Raw genomic sequence first — 21,685 nt, 5'->3', positions numbered from 1 at the left:
AGCCTAGTTCGTGAACTCCTTTTAAATAGACACAAGTGAATCAAATGGCGATAGCCAGAGGGGTGCTTGGGGGAAATTTTTTATTTTTTCACCCTTTTGCCTATCGGCATTTTCCCTAAAAGGGAAAAACTCAACTTGAAAAATTGGAGACTCCATCTCCTATTTCAATTATAAATTGTAACATGTCAAGCATCTTGAAGATGCTAGACATGTATTGTTCATTGGTACAAAAATCGTTTTTTACTAGAAGCTGAGGGCTAATCAAAACACTCGAATTTTGCCCTACCTTAAAATTAGTGAGTTCTCACCTTTTAGGGGAAACGAAGTGAAGCGTAGTTCGTGAACTCCTTTTAAATAGATACAAGTGAATCAAATGGTAACAGCCAGAGAGGTGTTTTTATTTACATTTTTTACTAGTTCGCCCTTTTGCCTATCGGCATTTTCCCTGGAAGGGAAAAACTCAACTTGAAAAATCGGAGACTCAATCTTCTATTTCAAATAAGGATTGTAACATGTCAAGCATCTCGAAGATGCTAGACATGTATTGTTCATTGGCACAAAAATCGTTTTTTACTAGAAGCTAAGGGCTAATCAAAACACTTGAATCTTGTACTAACGTACAATTGGTGAGTTCTCCCCTTTTAGGGGAGAAGGTGACAGCCAGAGGGGTGTTTTTATTTACATTTCTTACTATTTCACCCTTTTGCCTGTCAGCATTTTCCCTGGAAGGGAAAAACTCAACTTGAAAAATCGGAGACTCAATCTTCTATTTCAAATAAGAATTGTAACATGTCAAGCATCTCGAAGATGCTAGACATGTATTGTCCATTGGCACAAAAATCGTTTTTTGCTAGAAGCTGAGAGCTAATCAAAACACTTGAATCTTGTACTACCGTACAATTGGTGAGTTCTCCCCTTTTAAGGGAAACGAAGCGAAGCGTTGTTCGTGAACTCCTTTTAAATAGACACAAGTGAATCAAATGTCAACAGCCAGAGAGGTGTTTTTATTTACATTTTTTACTAGTTCGCCCTTTTGCCTATCGGCATTTTCCCTAAAAGGGAAAAACTCAACTTGAAAAATTGGAGACTCCATCTCCTATTTCAAATATAAATTGTAACATGTCAAGCATCTCGAAGATGCTAGACATGTATTGTTCATTGGAATAATAAAGCAAAGTACCTGAATGATAAAAATTGATGAACAAATTAACAGCAGTGAAAAAATCAGTTTAAATTACTGATTGTTATTGCAATTCACTTATTACAATCTTTTTTCCTTCCTGTTTAATGCTTATCATGGCATTGTATTTTTTACTCCAAATTGGTGCTCCATATCGTCCTTGCAAAGCCTTTCCGTTTACATATACTTTTTTAGGAAGATCCATTCTACGATTTTCTATAATATACCGACCGCCATCAACATAAGCATAAGTACTACCATCAGGAGATACCTGAAATTCTTTTATGTTATCGTACTCAAGTTCATTTACCAACTGACTGTTTTTATATAGTTTCCATTTGTAGTTTTCACCTTTTTTAATGCGAAGCGTATAAATAAGATCGGAGGTATTTTCAACGGTAAATATCTGTCCGGCATCCAAATCTCCATTTACCAACAATTTGTTTTGCTTGTAACTAATTTCGTGTTTGGTGGCAGCTACTTTAGCATCCACATTCAAATGCATCAAAACTTCATTGTGATGGGCTTGAAGGGTTTTTACAAAAGCTATGTTTTTATTGATATGCATGTCCTTCCCATTCTTATCAATGTGGGTTTTCTTATCCGTCCCAACATAACAAACGTAAAGATCATCGGTATCACTTATACGCGAAAAAACCAAGCCATCAATCCCGGTAAGGTGATTCTTATTCCAAAGAATTTTACCGCCCATACCCAAATATTGGTAACGATTTGTTTGCGTGTTGAAGTTCTGGTAGTAAAATCGATTGCCCGCTTCTTTTACATACACATGCCCTTTGTATGGACCGTGTTTTTCTACAGTTCGACTGGCAACATTGTATTCATATAAGGTATTGTTCTGAGTTTGGGTATCTTTAATACAAAATACCACATAATCCGGGCTTACCGTGAACTGAGACAAGGATTCATTTGGCTTGCAATTGTATACGTATTCGCCACAACGCACTTCCTGATATGTATTGTAGTAGATCTGCTCGCTTCCGGGAATAAATCCAATTCCTTTGTGCGCAATCATTTTAAAAGGACCATATTTTTGTTGGTGATCCACATAAACATACATCTCATCGCGTTTTTCGGGAGCACTGGCATAAATCAATTGCCCACTTTCCGAGTAAACTGGTTCACTCACCATTTTTGCTCCTGTTATTTTATTCATCCCGTTTTCGTAGATACGATAATCGTTTTGCGACCACTGAATGCTGTAAGCAAATTTACCGGGATAGGTATCATATTCTGGTGCCTGACCAGGTCCCCAATAATAAAAGCCCTTATTGTTACCAATAATTGGGTAGTATTTATTTTTTCTTGTTCCACAAAAGCTAATTCGTTTGCCATCTTCGCTTACCCATTTGTCGATATCCGGATTTCTGTCGAGAGAATAAATATGGTCGTAGGGTCCCATTTTTTCACCATTAAAAATCAGATAATAGTCATACTTATTGTATTCCTTTGGTGTTCTTGCTTTTCTTAAATTTGCTCCAATAGGGCGTGGTCCGTAGTATGGACCATAAAATTCATATACTTCTTTTTCTGCATTGGGAACACGAACTACAGCTAGCGTATATTTAATGCCGCCCTTCTTATTTTTCCCAATTTTACCGTACACAAATTCTTCATTTGCCTGAAGTGTATAAATAGTACACCCTACATTCAATTGTTCATTGGCAGGTACAATAAAATTGTTGTTGGGTAGGTTTGAATTGTGCTTGTTTGCTAGAAGCGTATTGCTAAAAATTAGAGTCGCAATTGCCAGGGTAAAGATCTTAAGCTTACTCATTTGTTACTTTTAATAGGATTGCCAACAATTTTCAAATACTTGCCAGCAATAAAATGGTAGGTTCAGTAATTTTAGTCAGTCCTCTTCTTGTATAATACAACAACACTCAATTCCAATACATTTGAGCATTAGAATTGAGTAGTTATAGTTGCAATCTTATTTTAACGAACAGGCGTTAAATACCATTCTGTGGTAATTGCATTATGGTCGTCCCAAAGGTGTATCTTATTCCCGTTATTATCGGTTTTATTATTTTGCAAACACACTACCTTACCACTTTTGTGATATATCTTGTAACTACCATTAGGTAATTTTTTCAGGTAAAATTTTTGCGAATCACCACCGTGCTTAGACCAAAAGTGTAGCGGTGTACCTTTACTTGTACCCCCTCCTTTACAATCCACAACACCATTAGCACTTTTCGCAGCTTTAATCCAATAAAATTCCCCATTAGGAGTTTTTTCGAATTTAAACATCTTGTTGTTTGAAGAAGAATTTCCTTTTGTCCAGATTTGTGCGCGATTTCCTTTTTTCTGCCAATCTGCACCACCAAATTCAAAAAATCCCTTACTACCCCTACCATGGCTCATTGCTGATTGAATATAGAAGGTTTTAGATTCATCAACTCTTGATCCTTTTAATGATTTATGTACGATCCCAACTTTTTTGTCTACTACTATAGGTTTATTTGTATTCGCATCTAAAATAAACCATTCTGTTGAAATTGCGTTGTGGTCTTTCCATAGGTGCACTTTATTACCATTTTTATCAGTTTTGTTATCCTTAAGGCAAACCACTTTCCCACTTCTGTGATAAATTTTATATCTACCCTCTCCCAGGTGTTTAAAATAGAACTGCTGAGATGCTTTTCCGTGAGGATTCCACAAATGTAATGCAGTACCATTTTGTGCTGGTACGTTCTTTGCATCTACATTGCCCTTATAAGAAGTAGGTTGAATATTGAAATACCCATCTGCATTCTTCCACAGATAAAATAATTTATTGCTGTTAGTATCTTTGGTCCAAATATCCATCTGATTTCCATTTTTCCTCCAATATTTTTCTCCTCCAGGAAATTCCAGAAAACCTTTACTACTGCGACCATAACTCATTGCCGATTGAATTCTTATTTTTTTGCCTTGTGGTATATCAATCCCTTTTTCGTATTGAGCCATTAATGGCATAATACTTCCCAGTAAGAAAATTGTTACCAATGATAATAGTTTGATATTTTGCATCATATTAAATTTTTGAATTAGTTTTTATTACAGGTTCTAGTTTGGCTTATAAAACACAGCATTTTTTACATTTAAAATCGGATTCAAATATGTAAACTTCCTTATGTATTTGGCAAAAACAGCAATAGACATTACAATAGACAACTTAATGACAGAGGAACTAGAAACTACTAATCAAACACTTACAAAACACATTGCTTTTTGTTAAATTTTAGCTTTTCTATACTATTGCAGCTCCCTTAAGAATGTTTTTGAAACCTGTAGATGAGTATAAAGCCACAAGCTCCAAGCTTCAAGTAAAAACACTTGGGGCTTGGAGCTTGAAACTCGTTATTTGGAGTTTGAATAAGCACAGTATTTGAAATATGTTTTTCAGTCTAATCAGTGAATTCTCCCTTTTTAGGGGAGATGGCGACAGCCAGAGGGGTGCCCTTTACTTATTCACCCTTTTGCCTATCGGCATTTTCCCTGGAAGGGAAAAACTCAACTTGAATACGAAGAGATTTAATCAACTATTTGAATTAATTGAAGGCAGTTAAAAGAGCAAATGCAATAAGAGTGATTTTAAAACCTGCAGAACAGTATCAAACCACAAGCTCCAAGCTTCAAGTTAAAACACTTGGGGCTTGGGGCTTGGGGCTTGGAGCTTGAAGCTTGGTATTTGGAGTTTGAATAAGCACAGCCCACGAAATCCATTTATTTCACCCTTTTGCCTATCGGCATTTTCCCTGGAAGGGAAAAACTCAACTTGAATACGAAGAGATTTAATCAACTATTTGAATTAATTGAAGGCAGTTAAAAGAGCAAATGCAATAAGAGTGATTTTAAAACCTGCAGAACAGTATCAAGCCACAAGCTTCAAGTAAAAATACTTGGGGCTTGGAGCTTGGAGCTTGAAATTTGGCATTTGGAGCTTAAATAAGCACAGTATTTGAAATATGTTTTATAGTCCAATTAGTGAATTCTCCCCTTTTAGGGGAGATGGCGATAGCCAGAGGGGTGCCCTTTACTAATTCACCCTTTTGCCTGTCGGCATTTTCCCTGGAAGGGAAAAACTCAACTTGAATACGAAGAGATTTAATCAACTATTTGAATTAATTGAAGGCAGTTAAAAGAGCAAATGCAATAAGAGTGATTTTAAAACCTGCAGAACAGTATCAAACCACAAGCTTCAAGTAAAAATACTTGGGGCTTGGAGCTTGAAACTTGGTATTTGGAGTTTGATTAAGCACAGCCCACGAAATCCATTTATTTCACCCTTTTGCCTGTCGGCATTTTCCCTAAAAGGGAAACACTCAACTTGTATGCAAAGAGATTTGATCAACTATTTGAATTAATTGAAGGCATAAAAGAGCAAATGCAATAAGAGTGATTTTAAAACCTGCAGAACAGTATCAAGCCACAAGCTCCAAGCTTCAAGTAAAAACACTTGGGGCTTGGAGCTTGATATTTGGTATTTGGTATTCTTCTCTAAAACAGACCAAACCTTTTCTTTCTTTTGGCGGTATTCTCTCTATCTATTTGTACAATATCTGTTAGACCATGCTTATCGAATCCATCGAATAAAGACTCAACACCTTTCTTCATTTTTCGATTTACTTCTTCGCTGTAAAGCGGTATTATGGTATAAAAATCAATCGATTTATTTTCCAATTCAAGGGTATGAAATTCTTGTCCAAAAACGATGGTTGGCAACAATAACATGGTATTTAGTTCCGTATTTTCTGCAAATGGATCGGCAGGATCACCATTTGGAATGGTATGCCCGTAGCCCAACCACGTATTGTATTCGTGAGGAAATCTTGCCAAATACTTTAACCATCTCACCGGCCAGTAATTTCGTTCATCCTCGAAATCTTCATCCGATATTTTCCATTCCTCTGGCAAACAAATACTCAATTCTGCGTATTCACAGCCCTCAACTCCTTCGGGTGTTATCATCGCTTTATCGCTCATTCCCGAAGTAACCAGAGTATGAAAGGGTCTCTTCTTAGTAGGTTTTACCCAATGAATATCAACATGAACTTGATCGGATACCAGCTCATGGAAGACCGTATCGATTTTGCCAACATGCTTTTCTATGTGTTCCGAAATCTCATCAACTGATGACTCACCCGAAGCCATTTCAAAATCGTTTATATCCGATTCCTTGTATCGGTAAATGGGTGATCCTGATTCTGATTTTTCCATTCTAATAGTATTAATTGGTAACAAAAACACTGTTTTTTATTACAGAAAACTTAATTCATAGCCACATGTCAAGCATCTTGGAGATGCTAGACATGTTAATATTTAGCGACAGCCAGAGTTTTTACTAATTCACCCTTTAGTCTGTCGACAGTTTCCCTAAAAGGGAAAAACTCTTCAATTTTTTGGTGCAGCTTAAAAAAACATGTCAAGCATCTTAGAGATGCTAGACATGTTAGCCTTAGAGCTTGATATTTGGTATTTGAAATTTGGAGATTGAAGCTTACTTCTCTTCCAATATCAACACCACCTTATTAAAATCTGCGGCAGCATTTACCACATTTCTAAAGGCTTCGATGTGTTTTTTGTCCGTATATATTTCGTTGTAGAATTCATCTATCTCTACAATGTATTTGTTGCCCTCGATACGATGCTTAGAAACGAATTTAAACAGGGTTTCCCCATCCATTTCGTGTACTACATTCATATCTGCTACTTCGGGATTCGAAATGCTGTAATCCTCGGGAATGGTAAACTCAATGTTTCGTATATACCAGCGGTTGAACTCATTTTCGATATCTGCCTTTCGTTCCTCTTCCTGATACATTTCTGATTGTGGTCCTATGCTCTCGCCAATGTTCACCAATATTTTATTCCCAGCCTGCTCCATAAAATCTTCAGACATCACATCGGCATAAATGATAAAGTCGGCATCGGAGGCTTGTGGATTCTCCGATTTTTCGTGAGTGGTCATCTCTTTGTATTCCGGTTTTCCCAGTTTAGTAGCCATGATGTTTTTTAGAAATTCTCCTTTGGCTTTTTCATCCATCATGCTGTAAAACTGCTTGAAAAATCCACCACTTAAGCCATGAAAACAACGCTCGGTAATGATATGAGTCAAACTCTCATCTATATTCAAGTCCATTTTAATAAACATGTGATCGTAATTCTCTCGGTAATCCGCAGCTTTAATCTCTTTGAGTTGAGCTACAGCCGATTCAAAATCACCCACCTTCACCAGTTCAACAAACAAGCCATCGCTAGCTCCCAGTGTAGCCGGGAAACATCCCAATCGAAACTGCAAGTTTGCAGGTGCAATGTACTGGTCTATTTCAGGCAAATAAATCAAATACTTTCGCAGGTAATCCCAGGAACTAAAGTCCTTATCCAATGGGAAGACATCTCTATCGGAAGCCAAAACAATATTGTGCTGAATGCCTAGTTGCTTAAACAAATTGGCATAGATTTTCACAATTCCTCTTTCGCTCGATACTTTGTTCTGAGCCACAAATTCCAAATTATCGAATTCGGGTGCATGAAATTCCTGTATCAGAATGTTCTTTTTAAGGTAATTTTCAACATTCGCTACTTTCTCTATTAGGCTGCTGACAGACAAGTCGATTTCACTCTTCATTTTATCCAATACTTCCTGATCTTTACCCTCTAACAAATAGTTGTTGGCATAGATTCTCTGAGCCACATGATCCCAGGTAAGTATCGGAAATTTCCCCTGATCGGTATTATATGCCAATCGGTATTCAACGCGAGCTCTTCTTGGATTCAGGTAGGCAAACTTCTCCTCCTTTAGGCCAGGAATATTTTTCATCTCGGCGGTGTAAACATTTCGTTTTTCGCCCAACTGATGGTCTAATTTTATATCGGCATTGTAAGCCTTTGTATCGTATAGTAGCGTTGCTGGCGACGACAGTTCCCATCTGGCTTCCATTACAGGATATGGATACTGGAAATAGGCACGTCCGAAATAATCCGAAGGGATCTTCTTTACCATGATGTACTCAATATCGTTTCCTACCTCTATCCCATCAATGGCAAATATCTTGTACTTATCGCGACTCTCATCGTCGGTAACTTCCTTGATGCTGCTCTTATCAAAATTTACAATTTTTCCATTTTCGTTAATGGTTCTGGCTTTAATATCTATCAGTTCTACTCCATTCCCAATTTCCATTGATAAGGTATTCAACTGGTTCACTGCCTTATCGTTTAAGGCTCTGAATTTCCTATGTATCGTCTGAAATACAAATAGATTTCCTTCCTGATTGTGGAAATATTCGTAGCGCTCGAAGGAATAGAGTCCTACCCGATCTTCGCTTGTAAATTCTTCCGGAATTGTAAGGTAAGCAGGTTTACTCTCCCATTTGTATTCGCTTGGTGCTATTTGTGCCAGAGCCAACAGATGGCTAAAAACGAGGCAAAGTGTAATATAATATGTCTTCATATGATTGTAATGCTTTATTTTTCCTGATGTTTAAGAACTATGGTTTCGCGATAGGCTTTGTTCAGCTGTTTTATCATCTTATTCCAATCGGTAAAATCCGACTTTGGCAGATTTAAAAACTGAAAGCTGATGCTTTTTTCCTGAATCACCCTATTTTCTTCTTTTTTATAGGCAATATCAAAACCAAAATGCTTGTTGCTGTAGCTCGAATTTTTTGGCAGATATTCCAATTGGTAATCTGCAGGTATTTCAACACTGGTAACATCCGTTTTGGTAAAATGAAAATCGTTGCCAATTGGCGCTATCGAAATGGTCGTGTCTGCTTTAAAGTTCTTGTACTCTTTCTCTAAATTTAAATTGATATAGATCTCATCCCCATAAGATCTCAGGTAATTTTCCACCTTAAATTCGTAGTTGATATCAATGGATTTTTCACGATCCTGAAGCTGACTGACTTCATAATTGCTAAGCGTACATTTGTTGTTGCCCTTGTTTAAAATTCGGGTCAGTTTCTTCTTTAAACGCTCCTCGGTTTGTCCGTAAATGGCATAGCCCATTTCCATACGGTTGTAACCGATATGAGTACGTTTTCCTTTTCCGTTCACCGTTTTATTGTCAATTTTAATCTGTACCGAATCAACAATCTGATTGCGGGAATGCGACAGTACAGGTAGCTTGAATATTTTGTACTCATCCTTATCGATGCTCAGCAAAATATCTTTTCCCTGAATATGATCGGGAATCTGCCCAAACTGCAAATGACGTATGGTACCGTCCATAACAATCAAAGAATCCTTGTTCAGATAAGCAGCCACCATGTGATTATCGGTTTGAATGGTTGGCAATTCCTCGTAGGTATATGGCAATTTACGCGTTCCTACCCAGGCATAATAGCAAGGTAAACCAGCATAATCCATCATGGTTTTAATGATACTGGTCATATCCTTACAATCGCCATATCTTTTCTCGAAAACCATCTTAGCTGAATGAGGTACAAAACCTCTCATGCCTTGTTCGTAGGCTACATACTTGATATTGTCCTGTACCCAATACAAAATTGCTTTTGCCTTCTCGTCATCGCTTTCTATTCCTTGTAACAGTTTATTTACAAATGCTTTTAATTCATCCGAATCTGCCTTTAGCTCTTTAATGTTGGTATAATAAAAACGATACAGATCTTCCATACTTCCATAGTAGCTTTCCGTTTTACCCTTGTGATTTAGCTCACTTACAATTGGAATTAAATGCGGCGAATAGTGCAGCATATTAAAGTTCTCATTACCTGCTTTCAGTTCCGGAAGATCATGTGCTTCCCAAACAAGATATTTGTACTTTCCCTTTTTATACTCGCTAAATTCATGAGGCATTTTTTCATCATGAAACAAACGATAATCCATGCTGATATCCTTGTGGTATTTAATCACAAACTTAGAATGCAAACTAGGAATGTACGATTGAAAGAAAAACTTCCGCAAAAAGCGTGGGTTCTGATAATCGATACGATACTCTACCGAGGTTACCGCTCCTTTTTGCACATTTGGATAAGTGAAATGAATCAACTTGGAATCGTCGTAGAATATCGAATTCGAGATGTCGTGAGTCTCCTTAAAGGTAGTAGCCTCAACTGTTTTGAATTTTTCTCCATCGGGGATATACGTTTTTGCCTTTATATCGTGAATACTGGAGAAACTTGAGTAAAAGATGTTATCGTTCGAGAAAGCTTTGGTGTGCTCATTCAGAATTAAAATTTGCTCTTTCACATTCTGAGAAGCTATAATCTCACCGTCTTTCAGATCTAAAAGCAAAGTGCTTTCCTTTTCCAGAAAGACAGCATTCTGCGCCTTGTATTTCTCTTTTAGCAAAGATAGATCCTGCTTAAACTGTGCAAGAAGGCAAACTGGCACAAAAAGTAAAAGAAGGAGTAAGGATTTCTTTGTCATCATAGTACACTATACTTACTAAGTTTGTTATTCCAATGTTCCTCTACACTGATTAGCTTGCCCATCTGGTTGTAATTCTTACATTCTCCTTGTAAGTTCCCCATTTTATAGATTTCCAATCGTTTTAGTTTTCCATTCGGATAATAAGTTCGGCTCTCACCTTCTTTGGCATTTCGCAGGTAGTTGCTCTTGCTCTTTACATTGCCATTCATATCAGTAAAGATCTCCTCTCCAATCTGAACTCCATTGTCAAACTCCATTACAGAGATCTTTTTTCCATTCCTAAAATATCGCGTGCACTTTCCGTGATATCTTCCGCTTTTATAGGCAGATTCAATACTTGGCTTGCCATTATCGTAGTAGGCAACAATTTTTCCGCTGCCCTTTTCCAGATAAATGGTATCGCATAAAGCTCCATTTTTATTGTACTGATAGGCTAGTATCTCACCATTAACATATATCTTTTTAATCAAGAGATTTCCTTCCGGATCGTAATAACAATGATCTCCATGCTTCTCATCATTTTTATAATGCGATTCAGATTTCACTTTCCCATTTTCCCAATAAACCGTATAGGTAGAATCCAATTGATCGCCCACGTAATTGTAGGCTCTGTGTAGGGTTCCATCCTCGTAATAATCTGTCCACAAACCGGTTTGATTTCCATCGCGAGACTGCCCTTTAGTTCTTACTTCACCCGTAGGGTAATATCGAATGTATGCACCCGAAGCTTTGTCGTTTTCATATTGCTTTTCAACATACTTGCTTCCATCAGGGTGATACCAGACCAAATTCCCATTTAGTTTTCCGCAGGTCATTACACAATCGCCTTCCAGGGTATTGTTGTAGTTCATAAACTCTCGCTTACTTGCAGTAGGCAAAATCTGTGAATACATCATTTCTCCTTCCTTGTTGTATTGACAAAGCTCTACAGGATTTCCTTTCACATATTTGCTCTTTTGTGCCAACTTGCCATCCACAGCATAATTCCACATCCATCCCGATGCATCTCCCTTTTTATAGGAAAACTCTTGCTCCAATGTTCCGTCTGCATAATAGTTTAGCCACAAGCCATCCATTTCACCTTCTACATATTTTCCCCTGGTTTTTATCTGACCATTGTTATAATATTCAAGATATACACCATGCTCTTTTCCTTTGCTAAAATTTCTTTGATAATTAACATTCCCATTTTCGAAATAAGAAATCAACTCCCCATCCGCAAGTCCGTTCTCGTAATTCGAGCTTTCCTGTACATTGCCATTTCTCCAATACGAACTTCTATTCCCGGTTTTTTGTCCATTTATAAATTGTCCTTTGGCTATTAGTCGTCCATCCTGGCTATAGGTTTCGTAAGCAAAGGTTCCATCTGCCGATCCCGAATACTGAATGGTATCTCCCTTTGAATTTAAAGAGGCGCTTCCAATAATTGTATCATTTCTATAAGTCTCAATCAAATGAGGCTTCCCATTTGTAAAAACCACATAATCTCCAATTAGTTCTCCATTGCTGTTGTATTCGCTTCTATCGCTAATCGTTCCATTTCTCTCAAAGTTTTCAATCGTTCCAACTGGCTTGCCATCTTCATAACTTGCTATTGATTTTATCTTCCCATTATCGAAATAATATTTCCAGGTTCCAAGCTCTTTTCCATCCTCGTATTTTCCTGTAACCGAAATTGATCCATTAGAATAGTATTCCTTGTAATCACCATCTCGTAAATCCTCTTTGTAATTCACTTGGTAAAATAATTTACCATTGGCATGATATCGCTTGTATTCTCCATCTACTTTTGCATCCTTATAAACAAATATAGATAAGGTATCACCCGTTGGGTACATGGCATAACCAGGTCCGTTTAATGTTCCTTTGGTATACTGATTGTATTCTTCAACCACCTGACAAGGATAAAAGAAGGCTACATCTCCATCTACTTCTCCCATTTTATATGAGATAGAAGAAGTTTGATTTCCATACGAATCAAATTCACAATACAGTCCATTCAAATTTCCATCGATATATGAACAGGTCGTTTCTTTATAACCCGCAACATTGTAGTAGATCCAGTCACCTTCTTTTTTTCCATCGATAAACTTACCGCAAGCTTGCAGACTTCCATTGGAAAAGTAATACTTCCACTCTCCACTTTCTTTGCCCTCCTTGTTTGCGTTTCCGATAGATTCCAATGCACCTGAATCGTAATGCTGACAAGTCATTTTTGTGCTATCATTTAGCCATCGGTATGTTTTGTACTGTCCAAGATAACTTCCTGTAGCATAAAATTCCTTTAAGGATTTCTCATTCTTCTTAGACCATTTGTTAATGCTTTCGCGTCTTGCTGAACGCAATGTGGTATTCAAAAATTCTTTTATAAAATCATTCTTTTTCGTGTTCTGATAAAATGGGAAGTAAAACTCTGCCCAAAAATCTCTCTCTTGTGTTTGATATGGCAATTTTTCCAACACCAGTTGAGTCTGCTTCACCAAGGAGGCATTAAAATCGTAGGCTGATTCAAAACGACGGTTCAAGACAATCTTTGCCCTAATGTAATGATCCAGTTCCTCAAACAATTCATTGGGAACAAAAGGCTCTATTCTTTCACCCACATAAGTAGTATCTATGAAATTGTTAGCCAGATTTTCCAAACAAATTAATGCCTTGTTGCTTCTATTGGAATTCGGCTCTAATAAAAGAAAGGTCTGTAAAGACATAAAGGCATGACTCAACTGACCCTGTGCCGCCGAAATTTTCCCCAGCATCAAATGACTTGAAGTATGGAATGGATTCGATTTTAAAGCTTTTTGAAAATATTCAAGTGCTTTTGAATACTTATTTTCCCTATAGTAGGTTATTCCCAAATTAAAAAGCAACAAGTAGTCATAAGGATATTTCTTTAATGCCTTAGCATAAACTTTAATGGCTTGTTCCCAATCACCTTTCTCATCGAAAGCTGTTGCCATAGTTCTCATAATATGATTCTCATAAGAACTTACATCAATTAAAGCTTCCTCGCATGTAGCGATGGACTCATCGTATTCCTTAGTAGCAAGATAAGTCATTGCCAACTCGCTCATCATGTATAAATAATTGGTGTCTGCAGGATGCACCTGCTTATACATTTCTATGGCTTCGGGGTATTTGCCTTCGTCATACAATGCAACTCCTTTTTCAATCAATTTCTGGGAGTTGTATTCCTGATTGTATGCACAAAATGCATACAGAAACAATAAAATACTTAGGGTAGTTTTTTTCATAAAAATTAGCACATTTAACTATTGGGATACTAAAAAGTAATCTTCTTTGTCATCCAATATGTTATATTATTCATAGTGTTGTATAAAATTAATAATTTAAATTAGTTTACATATTCAATCCTTAACATGATAAAGATTTTATTGCTTATTCAAAATGAATTTAACTTATTGCAAACTATATGTAGACTAAAATACGATGGTCACAACAATAAATTTGTGTGAAATATTCTACAAGCCAATCTAAAATCAATATTTTTGCCAATTCATTTAAGATAGAACTTAGGAAGTACGATAATGCTGGAATTTAAAATAGAAGAAGAGAAGTGTATTGAGTGTGCATTATGTGCCCAGGATTGCCCGGTAAGTATCATTGAGATGAAACCGAAACCTATTATTCGAAAGGAACGTGAACACAACTGCTTAAAATGTCAGCATTGTTTGGCTATTTGTCCTACTGCAGCACTTTCAATTTTGGGTAAAAAACCTGAAGATAGTATTTCTGTTAAAGGTGAAATGCCAAAAGCCGAATCCTTAAGTCGCATGATCAAAACCCGACGTTCGATTCGCAAATACAAAAAGGAAGATCTGGATCAGGAATTGATTCAGGAGCTTTTGGAGATTGCAGCCTACGCTCCTACTGGTCATAACGACAATGCTGTACTAATTTCCTTAATTGACAATAGAACGGATTTACATCTGTTTCGTGAAAAAATATATGATGCCATTAAACAAGCCAAGAAGAATGGCACACTACCAAAGCAACACGATTTACTTGCGTATTTCCAACGAGTGTGGGAAAACAATGGTATAGATATACTTTTTAGAGATGCACCTCATGTAGTTATAGCCACGGCTCCTGCTGCGGATGCTTCGCCAATGGCTGATTGTATGATTTCCTTAAGCTACTTTGAATTAATGGCAAATACCAAAGGTGTAGGTACACTCTGGAATGGTTTAATCAAATGGGTTTTGGATGATATTGCTCCTGAGTTGAGAACTTCTCTAGGAATTCCTGAAGATCATTTAACAGGATATGTGATGCTATTTGGAAAACCCGCAGTTAAATATGCAAGAGGAATTCAATCGGAAGGATTACAAGTAAACAAAATCAAAATGAAGTAGTAAGAAGTTCAATTTAATTCATATCAATACAACTAACTAAAGGAATTTCTTTTTAACAAATTCGTCGAATACTTCTTTGTACTGCTTGCTTATTGGAATCCGTTCGGATCCAAAAAGTATTCGGTTCCGTTCAATTGTTTTAATTTTTTCAAGATTCACAATGTAAGATCGGTGAATTCTCATAAAATGATCCTTAGGAAGTTTTGTTTCTACTGACTTCATTGTGGAATGGAATACAATAGGCTTAGCTGATGTATCCAAATAAAGCTTAACGTAATCCTTAAGACCTTCAATGTAAAGTATCTCATTAAAATTAACTCTTTTAACTTGATAATCAGCTCTCACAAACAGATAATCAGAATTAACATCTATATCTTTTTCAATATCCAAATTAGCTGAAAAAATAGACTGAAAATGCTTTTTTGCTCGCTTGGCTGAGTTCAAAAACACTTCGTAGCTAATTGGCTTTAACAGATAGTCCAGAGCTTCGAGTTTAAATCCTTCAACAGCATATTTATCAAAAGCAGTCGTGAATATAATTTTGCTATTTTTTTCTAAAATTCGTGCAAACTCTACCCCGGTAAGATCAGGCATTTGAATATCTAAAAATAAAAGCTGAACAGGATGATCTTCCATAAACTCCATAGCATCAATAGGATTATCGAACTGACCACAAAGTTCTAAAAATGGTGTTTTATTAATATAACCCACAATTAAGCCTAAAGCTAAGGGTTCATCATCAACTGCAATACAAGTAATCTTTTTCATCCTTTAAGCATTTAATGGTAAAATTAACTCCACACTATAAACTTTATCCTTATCGCACTGAATAAACTCCACCTTATTACCATACAATAATGCAAGTCTTCTTTTACTATTTTCAATTCCTAATCCACCTTTAGGAGTATTAGTATTATCATCCGGTATACTATTCTTACATTTAAAAATAATTTTATCATCAACTGTAGTAAGTGAAATTTCGATAAATGAGTTCTCCCGATAACTAATACCATGCTTGAAAGAATTTTCAACAAAGGGAATAAATAGAAGTGGTGGTATTTCAACATTTGGAATTTCTTGTTGAATATTTGTGCTTACTTCCACTTTAGAAGAAATTCGTTGCTTCATTAGATCTATATAATTTCGGGTAAACTCAAATTCTTTTTTTAGTTCTACCTTCTTTATATCCGATTCATATATCAGATAGCGCATTAATCCCGAAAGCTTTTCTATTGCTTTTTGAGCCTGATCTGTATCAATAGCTACAAGTGCATAAATATTATTAAGCGAGTTAAAAAAGAAATGAGGGCTTATCTGATTTTTTAAAAATGCCAACTCTGTTACAACACGAGCTTTTTCCTTTTCCTTTTGCTCATTCTCATCGCGTCGTAAACGCTGCAAAACAGCCATTCCTGTACTAAAGCCTAGCACCAATAATAACATCCCAAAATCATCAATAATTCTGGGATGAAGATTGAACTTTCGTTCCGGTCTTTCAATACTCTTCATTAATTCACTTCTATAGCCATCAATATCAAAAATATCATAGAGAAAATGTGATAAAGAGAGTAATAGAATCGCAAACGCAATTACCACCACAAAAAATCTAATTCTTCTGCCAGTAAAAAAGAAACGAGGAACAATGAAAAGGTAATTCACATAAAATGCAATGACAATAAAATTTAACTGATAGAAATACCTAATTCTCCAGAATTTTAAATGCTCGTTGGTTTGATCAAAAACAAACATTGGCAAGATAACAATAAATAAAAGTCCAATAATATGAGGCAACCACTGCTGCAATTTGTCATTGTATATTTTCATGCTATTCAATTTTCGTAAAATCTTACTACTTCTAACTGGTACCCTACCTAATTTACTACTCGTGCCTTAATGCATCAATTGGGTCTAAAGCAGAAGCTTTACGCGCCGGATACCAACCAAAAAACACTCCTATAAAAGAACAAAAAAGAAATGACAAAAGTATAGATTTAGTGGTAACAAGTGTTGGCCATCCCATCATGCTTTCTACAGTATTAGATGCAGATACTCCCAATCCAACTCCAATTATTCCTCCTATTACACTTAACAGAATCGCTTCAAAAAGAAATTGCATTAATATATTTTTGCCTTTTCCACCTATTGCCAAACGAAGTCCTATTTCGCGAGTACGTTCAGTTACCGACACATACATGATATTCATAATACCAATGCCTCCCACAAGTAAAGATATCGCAGAGATAGAGCCTAATAACACAAGCATCATTTCGGAAACAGAACCAAATGTACTAATTAATTCCTGTTGGGTTCTGATTTCAAAATCATTATCCTCACTATCCTTTAACTTGTGTGATTTTCGCATTGCTTCCTCCACTTGTACTGTTGCGTCTTCAATTTGATCTTCCGAAACAGCCGACATTATAACACCATTTAAATGTGTTTGTCTAACTATCCTTTTCATTACGGTTGTGTATGGTGATAACAATAAATCATCCTGATCCTGACCAAAAGTATTTTCGCCTTTTTCACTAAGTACACCAATAATAACTAAAGGTATTTTTTCAAATCGAATGGTTTTTCCAACTGGATCTACATCTTCTTCAAACAAGTTATCGATAACGGTTTGACCAACCAAACAAACTTTAGCAGCAGTTTTTATCTCCTGAGTCGTAAAAGTACGTCCACTAGTAACATCATACTTCTTAATATATAAGTAATCCTCACTGCCGCCAAAAATGGAAGTTGGCCAATTTTTCGAACCCAAAACGACTTGTCCGGACCCGATTACCTCCGGCGAACTTGCCTCAATTAAATTACAATTTTCAGTAATGTAATCAACATCGGTAAGTTTTAGTGTTTGAGATCCACTTCTGCCCATTTGAACTCCTCCATTTTGAACGCGTGCCGGATTTACATTAATTAGATTGGTTCCCATGGATGATATTTGCGATTTAATACTTGCATTAGAACCTTCGCCAATAGCCAACATTGCTATTACAGAACCTACACCAATGATAATCCCTAACATTGTTAGAATGGAACGTAATTTGTTTCTCTTGATCGCCGTTATGGCTATTTTTAATAATATGAATAAATTCATCCTTTTCGTTTTAAGACCTAATTCGTTAAAATTTTAATATCCTCTTCTAAACTTTTTAGAGCTTGTAATGCACTGGTAGGATTATTAATAGTAACATCCTTAATTATTTGTCCATCACGAAATACAATATTCCTTTTTGTAAATGCTGCAATATCTGTCTCATGAGTTACAAAACCAATGGTAATCCCATTTTCATTTAATTTTTGAAACAGTGTCATTATCTCATATGAAGTTCTTGTATCAAGATTACCAGTGGCTTCATCAGCTAAAATGATTAAAGGATCGTTCACTAAAGATCTTGCAATAGCTACACGTTGTTGCTGTCCTCCAGACATTTGATTGGAAAGGTGTTTCATACGATCAGCTAGTCCCACTGCTTCCAAAGCGTATTCGGCTCTCTGTCGTCGTTCTTTCGAATTCATCTTCGAATTATACAGAAGTGGTAGTTCAACATTTTCCAAAGCTGTAGTTCTGGGCAGCAAATTGTATGATTGAAATACAAAGCCCAGGTTTAGGTTTCTAATCTCTGCCAGGCGATTTTTACTCATCGATTCTACATCAATACCATCCAACCAATAATTTCCTGCGGTAGGTTTATCGAGACAACCCAGAATATTTAAGAGAGTTGACTTACCTGAACCACTAGTTCCCAGAATAGATACAAATTCTCCTTTATTTATGCTTAAATCAATTGAGCGCAAAGCCTTAACTGTTTCGTCACCAACCGTATAATTCTTTTGCAATCCTTTAATTTCAATAATTTTTTTATTTTCCATCTTAACATCCTCATTTTAAATAAAAAACATATTTACCTTGGACCACCACCTCTAGGTCTTTCTTGAACAAAAGGGCTTTTCTGCGTACTGGTTTCCTCCTTCTCTTCGCCGCTATCCTTTTTACCAAGAGACATTGCAGTAACAATAGCATCATTTTCATTTAATCCTGATAAAACTTGAATATTTATTCCATCCGTAACACCAATTTCTACTACCACAGGTTTAATTAAATTTCCCTGTTTCACCCATACCAGCTTCTTATCATCCTCCAAATCCTGATCTGGTCGTGATCCCTTGCGTGATGCTATTGATGAATTTGATCCAGTATTATTTCTCCCTGAGCGCTCCAATTGATTGTTGTCAGATAAATTGCTCATATAATCATTCATCATTTCACGATCAGGTGAAAAACGAAAAGCTTTACCTGCTAATAAGAGAATATCATTTACCTCTTCCACATAATCAGTAATGGAAGCTGTCATACCTGGCATTAATTTGAATTCAGGATTTTGAGCTTTTACAATAACAGTATAGGTAACAACATTGGAAGTTTCAACGGCTTGTAGTCTTACTTCCGAGACTTCTCCCGAAAAAATATCATCAGGAAATGCATCCACGGTAAACTCAACTCTTTGTCCTGTTTTTACCATTCCTATATCCGCCTCGTCAACATCAGCTTCCACCTGCATTACAGTAAGATCGTTAGCAATGGTATAGAGCTCAGGCGTACTCATGCTTGCAGTAACAGTCTGACCTTCTTCTACAGCTCGATTGATTACAATACCATCAATTGGAGAATAAATGGTTGCATAGCTAAGATTTAGTTTGGCCTTATTTAAATTTGCTATTGCTGACTTTACTTTAGCTACACTGTTTTTGTAATTGTATTTTACCAAATCGTAATCACTTTCCGCTAATAACTCTTTATCGAAAAGAACTTTCATACGATCATAATTCGCTTTTTGATATTCAAATTCGGCTTGAGCTGAAGCTAAATCCGCCTCTACCGTTTCAAAAGTTGATTGCAAAGTTGATTTATCAAGTTCAGCAATTAACTGCCCTTTTTTTACTTTAGAATTAAAATCAACATACAGTTTCTCTATAACTCCAGAAACTTGCGTTCCTACTGTTACCGTATTTGTGGCCTCCAATGTACCTGTTGCAGTTACAGTATTGTTTATTGATCCTTTTTTAAGAACTACAGTATCAAATACGTATTCAGAATTACTATTGCTTGCAAACAGATAAGCTACGATACCTCCTGCCAATATTATCATACTCACTAAGGAGATTATTACTTTTTTATTTTTCATCCGGTTATATTTTAATTATAGTTGTCGTATAGAACTTACCATGATTTTATAATCATTTCTGTATGAGCTTAATAATTCCAAAATCATGGACGTTTATATCGTAATTTTTAAATTTTAGAACTTAACTTCTTCTCCCATGTAATAACCTATGATCTTATTCTGTATTACAAGGCTATATTTGTTTTGACTTAGATTGTTTTCGGCATTAACCAAATTATTTTTTGAGGTAAATAAATCAACAGAGTTTATCATCCCTTGAGAAAACATTTCTTCAGCTAACTGGTACGATTCCTGTTCAGCATTGTACTGTTCTAATGAGGCTTGAAAATTCATATCTGCTGCTTGAAAATCCACACAGGCTTGTTCAATAGCTTTTCTCAAACTAATTTTTTCATCAATTAAGTCTAGTTGATAGTTTTCTGCTTGAATGTTAGCCTGAGCAATCGAATTCTTTGCCTCTTTGCTTTGAGAAATAGGAATAGACAATGACAATCCTATAGTTGGTTGAATTTGTTTACTAAGTTGTTCTCCAAAATCAATTCCACCGTAATCATTAGCATAACTTGTACCTAAACTTCCGTTTAAGGTTAATACTGGGAGAGCACTTGCCTTGGCAATTTTAATTTCCATATCTGCACTTTCCAAATTCAATTCAGCTGAAGCAATGCTCGATTGTAATCCTAAAGCCACGTTGTAGATATAACTTGCATTGGAATTGATCTTTTCGCTCAACAATGCCTCAATATTAGGAGTTTCGATATCAAATGAATTACTAATTGGCATGTTCATTATTTGCATCAATGAAACAAGAACAATTTGCAAGTTACTTTGTGCAGATACTACTAATGCTTTATCAGAAGCAGATTGCGATTTAATATTTAAATAATCAGATGTGGAAATAATTCCTGCTGATTTACGAGCCTCTGCCAAATCGAGTTGTTTTGTTGTTAACTCGAAATTCGACTTTCTATTTAGTAACTGCTCTTTTGCTAGTAAAACATTCATATAGGCAGTTAAAACATCAAGACTTAGTAGTTCTCTTTCTGTTTGAACATTCATCTCGAACGCTTTCAAATTTGTTTTACGTTGAGCGATTGTATTTTTCAGTTTTGCACCATTGTAGAGTGTTATTTCTGAATTTAATGACAAACCTAAACTTGATGTATTATCTCTATCCCATTCACCCAAACCATTTGCTTCGGTATATTTATTAACCGAACTTAAGCTTTGACTACCATTTAATGATAAATTTGGAGTTTGTGCAGCTTTTGACTGTTCAAGATTATAGCTCTCACTTTTGATACTGTTGTTCGCTCTACTTATATCTGTACTATGCTCCCAGGCATAGCTTATGCATTGTTCCAGTGAATAGGTTTGCTTTTGTGCCACTAACTGCCCCTGAAATAGATTTGTAAACAGCAGACACAACAATGTTATTTTTAAATACTTTTTCATATCAACGATTTATTTTATAATTCCCTGATACAAAGATTCATTATATCAAATATGACAGCAACTACTTTAGACCATTGATAAGA

At 36.0% G+C, this 21,685-nt stretch carries 13 protein-coding genes; 1 reads left to right on the top strand and 12 read right to left on the bottom strand.

Annotated elements, in window-relative coordinates:
- Positions 1-1,244: 1,244 nt before the first annotated feature.
- From GCQ56_RS07855 to GCQ56_RS07830, 6 genes are all read right to left on the bottom strand, one after another.
- Positions 1,245-2,978, bottom strand: coding sequence for a hypothetical protein (locus GCQ56_RS07855; protein ID WP_152733904.1), 1,734 nt, complete (start codon positions 2,976-2,978; stop codon positions 1,245-1,247).
- A gap of 161 nt (positions 2,979-3,139) precedes the next feature.
- Positions 3,140-4,219 carry an RICIN domain-containing protein gene (locus tag GCQ56_RS07850; protein WP_152733903.1) on the bottom strand — a complete coding sequence of 360 codons (1,080 nt, stop codon included), beginning with the start codon at positions 4,217-4,219 and terminating at the stop codon, positions 3,140-3,142.
- A gap of 1,467 nt (positions 4,220-5,686) precedes the next feature.
- Positions 5,687-6,406, bottom strand: coding sequence for a suppressor of fused domain protein (locus GCQ56_RS07845; RefSeq protein ID WP_152733901.1), 720 nt, complete (start codon positions 6,404-6,406; stop codon positions 5,687-5,689).
- Positions 6,407-6,686: 280 nt separating this feature from the next.
- Positions 6,687-8,642, bottom strand: a complete 1,956-nt coding sequence (locus GCQ56_RS07840; RefSeq protein ID WP_152733900.1) for a DUF3857 domain-containing protein — start codon at positions 8,640-8,642, stop codon at positions 6,687-6,689.
- A gap of 14 nt (positions 8,643-8,656) precedes the next feature.
- The gene (locus GCQ56_RS07835; protein ID WP_152733898.1) at positions 8,657-10,585 is read right to left on the bottom strand and encodes a DUF3857 domain-containing protein; all 1,929 of its coding nucleotides are present in this window, start codon (positions 10,583-10,585) and stop codon (positions 8,657-8,659) included.
- Complete coding sequence (locus tag GCQ56_RS07830) at positions 10,582-13,836, bottom strand: toxin-antitoxin system YwqK family antitoxin (RefSeq protein ID WP_152733896.1); 3,255 nt, start codon at positions 13,834-13,836, stop codon at positions 10,582-10,584. The genes GCQ56_RS07835 and GCQ56_RS07830 overlap by 4 nt, the downstream gene beginning before the upstream one ends.
- A 294-nt stretch (positions 13,837-14,130) precedes the next feature.
- Between GCQ56_RS07830 and GCQ56_RS07825 the strand changes: the two genes are divergently transcribed.
- Positions 14,131-14,958 carry a nitroreductase family protein gene (locus GCQ56_RS07825; protein WP_152733894.1) on the top strand — a complete coding sequence of 276 codons (828 nt, stop codon included), beginning with the start codon at positions 14,131-14,133 and terminating at the stop codon, positions 14,956-14,958.
- Positions 14,959-14,994: 36 nt separating this feature from the next.
- Here the strand turns inward: GCQ56_RS07825 and GCQ56_RS07820 are convergent, their stop codons facing one another.
- The 6 genes from GCQ56_RS07820 to GCQ56_RS07795 form a co-directional block, all read right to left on the bottom strand.
- A complete protein-coding gene (locus GCQ56_RS07820; RefSeq protein ID WP_152733892.1) occupies positions 14,995-15,726 on the bottom strand; it encodes a LytTR family DNA-binding domain-containing protein in 732 nt (243 codons plus the stop codon).
- A gap of 3 nt (positions 15,727-15,729) precedes the next feature.
- Positions 15,730-16,782, bottom strand: coding sequence for a sensor histidine kinase (locus tag GCQ56_RS07815; RefSeq protein WP_152733891.1), 1,053 nt, complete (start codon positions 16,780-16,782; stop codon positions 15,730-15,732).
- 55 nt (positions 16,783-16,837) lie between these two features.
- Positions 16,838-18,058, bottom strand: a complete 1,221-nt coding sequence (locus GCQ56_RS07810; RefSeq protein WP_152733890.1) for an ABC transporter permease — start codon at positions 18,056-18,058, stop codon at positions 16,838-16,840.
- 17 nt (positions 18,059-18,075) lie between these two features.
- Positions 18,076-18,834: an ABC transporter ATP-binding protein gene (locus GCQ56_RS07805; protein ID WP_152733888.1), complete on the bottom strand. Its 759-nt coding sequence runs from the start codon at positions 18,832-18,834 to the stop codon at positions 18,076-18,078.
- A gap of 32 nt (positions 18,835-18,866) precedes the next feature.
- Entirely contained in the window at positions 18,867-20,147 is a 1,281-nt protein-coding gene (locus GCQ56_RS07800; RefSeq protein ID WP_152733886.1) for an efflux RND transporter periplasmic adaptor subunit, read from the bottom strand.
- A 114-nt stretch (positions 20,148-20,261) separates the two neighbouring features.
- Positions 20,262-21,602: a TolC family protein gene (locus GCQ56_RS07795; RefSeq protein WP_152733884.1), complete on the bottom strand. Its 1,341-nt coding sequence runs from the start codon at positions 21,600-21,602 to the stop codon at positions 20,262-20,264.
- Positions 21,603-21,685 lie beyond the last annotated feature (83 nt).

It is taken from the genome of Marinifilum sp. N1E240 (assembly GCF_009295825.1).
In the GTDB taxonomy this organism is placed as follows: domain Bacteria; phylum Bacteroidota; class Bacteroidia; order Bacteroidales; family Marinifilaceae; genus Marinifilum_A; species Marinifilum_A sediminis.
The sequence above is the reverse complement of the archived record's forward strand: the minus strand, read 5'-3'. Positions and strand labels throughout refer to the sequence as shown.